This is a genomic window from Winogradskya consettensis, assembly GCF_018332715.1.
GTDB classification, from domain to species: Bacteria; Actinomycetota; Actinomycetes; order Mycobacteriales; family Micromonosporaceae; genus Actinoplanes; species Actinoplanes consettensis.
In genome coordinates this window covers 1-3,515 of the sequence record NZ_BOQP01000082.1, presented here as the reverse complement: position 1 = coordinate 3,515, position 3,515 = coordinate 1, and the positions used below count along the sequence as shown (strand labels likewise).

The window sequence follows — 3,515 nt, the reverse complement described above, 5'->3', positions numbered from 1 at the left end:
CTGGCCGGCGTCGTTCTGGGCTGGCGTCGTTCTGGGCTGGCGTCGTCCTGGGCTCGCGTCGTCCTGGCACACGTCGTTCTGGGGCGTGTTGTCCGGGCATCCGCTGTCCTCCCTGTTGGGCCGCGAACCCCAGTCGGCCACGGCTGCTTCGTAAAGCCAGTCCCGGTCGGTGGCTAACGGGCGCACTTTGCCCTGGCTTTCTCATCTTGGCTGCGCCGTCCTGGCCGCGCCGTTCTTGGCTGGCTCTGTCCTGGCTGCGCCGTCTGGGCCGCGCCGTTCTTGGCTGGCTCTGTCCTGACCGCGCCGTCCTGACCGCGCCGTCCTGACCGCGCTGTCTTGGCCGTGCTGTCCTGACCGTGCTGTCCTGTGGCCGCGCTGTCCCGGCCGTGCTGTCCTGGCTGCGCCGCCTTGGCTGCGTCGTCTTGGCGTGTCGACTGGGCCCCTGTCGAATTGGGCGTGGCGGTCTCAGCGCACGGCCACGTCGGTTCTGACCTGTGGCGGTCTCAGCGCACGGCCACGTCGGTTCTGACCTGTGGCGGTCTCAGCGCACGGCCACGTCGGTTCTGACCTGTGGCGGTCTCAGCGCACGGCCACGTCGGTTCTGACCTGTGGCGGTCTCAGCGCACGGCCACGTCGGTTCTGACCTCGGCCTGGCGCACGGCCGCGTCCTCCGGGCCCGGGTCGCTTGGCCCGCGCGTCGGCTGGCGCGTGTTTGGTCAGGCGTGCGCTGATCGGTTAATTGCGTTGTCTCCTTTTCGCGATCGTCCTACCTTTTCTGCATCGAGTGGCCCGGATCGCCGGGCCCGACAAGGAGTTCTGATGCCCTAGCTCTCGCTGCCTCTCCGTGGGCGGCCGCATGGGCTGAGACCGCAGGGAGGTGACCCGCGATGAGTGTGGTCCTTGTTCTCAACGCCGACTTCGGGCCGCTGCACCGGGTCAGCGTCCGGCACGCCATCCGCATGCTCTTCCGCCAGGTCGCGGTGGTCGAAGAGGCTCACCCGGACGCGCACATAGGTGTCTTCCCGATACCGACCGTGGTGCGCCTGGTCAGCTATGTCGTCACGCGCTGGCGTCAGAGCCGCGGCCCGGGCTGGTCCCGCGCCGGGGTCCTGAACCGCGACAGTCGGCGCTGCGCCTACTGCGGCGGCGCGGCCTCGACCATCGACCACGTCCTGCCGCGCTCCCGGGGCGGCCTCAACACCTGGCTCAACACCGTCGCCGCGTGCGGCCGGTGCAACCAGCGCAAGGGGGACCGCACGCCTGCCGAGGCCCGCATGCCCCTCAGGTGGACGCCCACGGCGCCCACCTGGGTCTCCGCTGCTTCGCTCTGAGCCAGTTCCTCTTGAACTGGCCGTCCCCGAGCTGGTTCTTCCCTGAGCCGGTTCTTCCCTGAGCCGGTTCGTCCTGGGCAGTATTTCCCTGGGGTCGGTTCTCTTCTGATCCGGGCGGCCGGCGGGTGCACACGGGGGCCCGCCGGCCGTCCCTCCCCGGAATATCCGCTTGTGGATGATCCCGCGTTAGCATGAACGCATGGTCGAACGCACCGTCCGTGACCTCACCGGAATGCTCAACTCCGCTGGGCACACCATGTCGAACCGTCTCGCCGGCGCTCTCGCCGACGTCGGGCTGACCCAGCGGATGCAATGCGTCTTGATGCACGCGCTCGAGCGGGAGCGCACCCAGATCGAGATCGCCGCGCTGGCCGACCTCGACAAGACGACGATGGTCAGCACCGTCGACGAGCTGGAACGCCGGGGCTTCGCGGAGCGCCGACCGTCTGCCACCGACCGCCGGGCCCGGATCATCTCGGTCACCGAGGACGGCCGCAAAGCGGCTGAGCAGGGGCAGCGGATCGTCGACATCGTGCACGCGGAGGCGCTGGACGCGCTTCCGCCGGCCGTGCGGGACGCCTTCGTGTCGGCGCTGGCGAATCTGGTCGACGGCGGTCATGGATCCCCCTCTGCGAAACCGGTGCGTCGTGCTCGGCAATCTCTGAAATAAGTTACCACGGAATCATCCGCATGCAGATCATCTGCTACGGTCGGATGCATGATTGATTCCTCGCACCTCTCTGCGAGCCGTCCCGCGGCGCTGGCCGTCCTGTGCGCCGCCGCGCTCATGATCGTTCTGGACAGCACGATCGTGGCCGTTGCCGTCCCTGTCATCCAGTCCGACCTGGGCTTCTCACCCACCGGGGTGGCCTGGATCGTCAATGGCTATCTGATCGGATTCGCCGGCTTCCTGCTGCTGGCCGGCCGGCTCGGCGACCTCATCGGCGCCCGCGCGGTCTTCCTCACCGGGCTGATCACGTTCACCGCGGCGAGTTTGCTGTGCGGTCTCGCCCCGACCGCCGGGCTGCTCGTGGCGGGTCGCTTCGTCCAGGGCATCGGCGGCGCTCTCGCCTCCGCGGTCATCTTCGGCCTGATCGTCCGCCTCTACCCCGAGCCGGCCCCGCAGGCCCGGGCGATCGGCGTCTACAGCTTCACCCAGGCCTCCGGCGCGGCGATCGGCTTCGTCGCGGGCGGCCTGCTCACGGACGCCGTGGGCTGGCCCTGGATCTTCCTGGTCAACCTTCCGATCGGCCTCGCCGCCCTGCTCCTGGCCCTGCGGGTGATCCCCCGCGAGCAAGGCCTCGGCCTGCAGGCCGGCGCCGACATTCCCGGTGCTGCCCTGATCACGGTCGGACTCTCCGCGGGCGTCTACTCCATCGTGGATGGCAATCTCGTGTTCGGCGTCCTCGCGGTCCTGCTGGTCCTCGGCTTCCTGCTCCGCCAGAGCCGGGCCGAGCGCCCTCTCGTGCCCACCCGCATCCTGCGCAGCCCTCGCCTGCTGATCACCAGCGCGGCCATGGTCCTGATCTTCGCCACCGGCATGGGCTTCCAGTTCATCAACGCCCTGTTCCTGCAGCGCGTCCTCGGCTACGACGCCATCGCCACCGGCCTGGCTTTCGTCCCCACCCCGATCGTCATCGGCCTGATGTCATTGTTCGTCGCTCCCCGGGTGACGGCCCGGTTCGGCACACGCCCGGTCCTGATCGCCGGCCTCACCCTCCTGGCAGCAGGCCTGCTGCTGCTCACCCGGATGCCCACCGGCGCCCACTACGCGATCGAAGTCCTCCCTGCCCTGATCATCATGGGCCTGGGCATCGGTGTGGTGATCCCGGCGATCATCATGCTGGTGATGGACGGCGCAGCCCCCGAAGACACCGGCCTCATCTCCGGCCTTGCCAACACAGCCCAACAAGCCGGCGCGGCCCTCGGCCTGTCCGTCCTGGCCGTCGTGGCAGCCCACACCACCTCCGCCCACCTCGCCACAGGCACCGAAGCCCTGCAATCCCTCCGCGACGGCTACACCCGCGCCTACCTGGTCGCCGCAGCCTTCGTCCTCGCCGCCATGGTCCTCACAGCGTTCATCCCCACCCGCGGCTCCACTGCCCGGAACGACCCTCACATGTCTCAGACCCCCGCCCCGACCGGCCTCTGATGCTCCAGTCGCGGGACTGTAAAAAAGACGGT

At 69.1% G+C, this 3,515-nt stretch carries 3 protein-coding genes; all 3 read left to right on the top strand.

Translation table 11 applies throughout. The annotated features are described in order from the left end of the window. Positions 1–887 precede the first annotated feature (887 nt). Positions 888–1,331: an HNH endonuclease gene (locus tag Aco04nite_RS47860; RefSeq protein WP_213003818.1), complete on the top strand. Its 444-nt coding sequence runs from the start codon at positions 888–890 to the stop codon at positions 1,329–1,331. A 199-nt stretch (positions 1,332–1,530) separates the two neighbouring features. Next, positions 1,531–2,001, top strand: coding sequence for a MarR family winged helix-turn-helix transcriptional regulator (locus Aco04nite_RS47855; RefSeq protein ID WP_213003817.1), 471 nt, complete (start codon positions 1,531–1,533; stop codon positions 1,999–2,001). Between the two features lie 48 nt (positions 2,002–2,049). Then, complete coding sequence (locus tag Aco04nite_RS47850) at positions 2,050–3,483, top strand: MFS transporter (protein WP_213003816.1); 1,434 nt, start codon at positions 2,050–2,052, stop codon at positions 3,481–3,483. Positions 3,484–3,515 lie beyond the last annotated feature (32 nt).

Coding starts and splice junctions, on each gene's coding strand:
- Aco04nite_RS47860 (WP_213003818.1), top strand. CDS start 888: ATGAGTGTGGTCCTTGTTCTCAACGCCGACTTCGGGCCGCTGCACCGG.
- Aco04nite_RS47855 (WP_213003817.1), top strand. CDS start 1,531: ATGGTCGAACGCACCGTCCGTGACCTCACCGGAATGCTCAACTCCGCT.
- Aco04nite_RS47850 (WP_213003816.1), top strand. CDS start 2,050: ATGATTGATTCCTCGCACCTCTCTGCGAGCCGTCCCGCGGCGCTGGCC.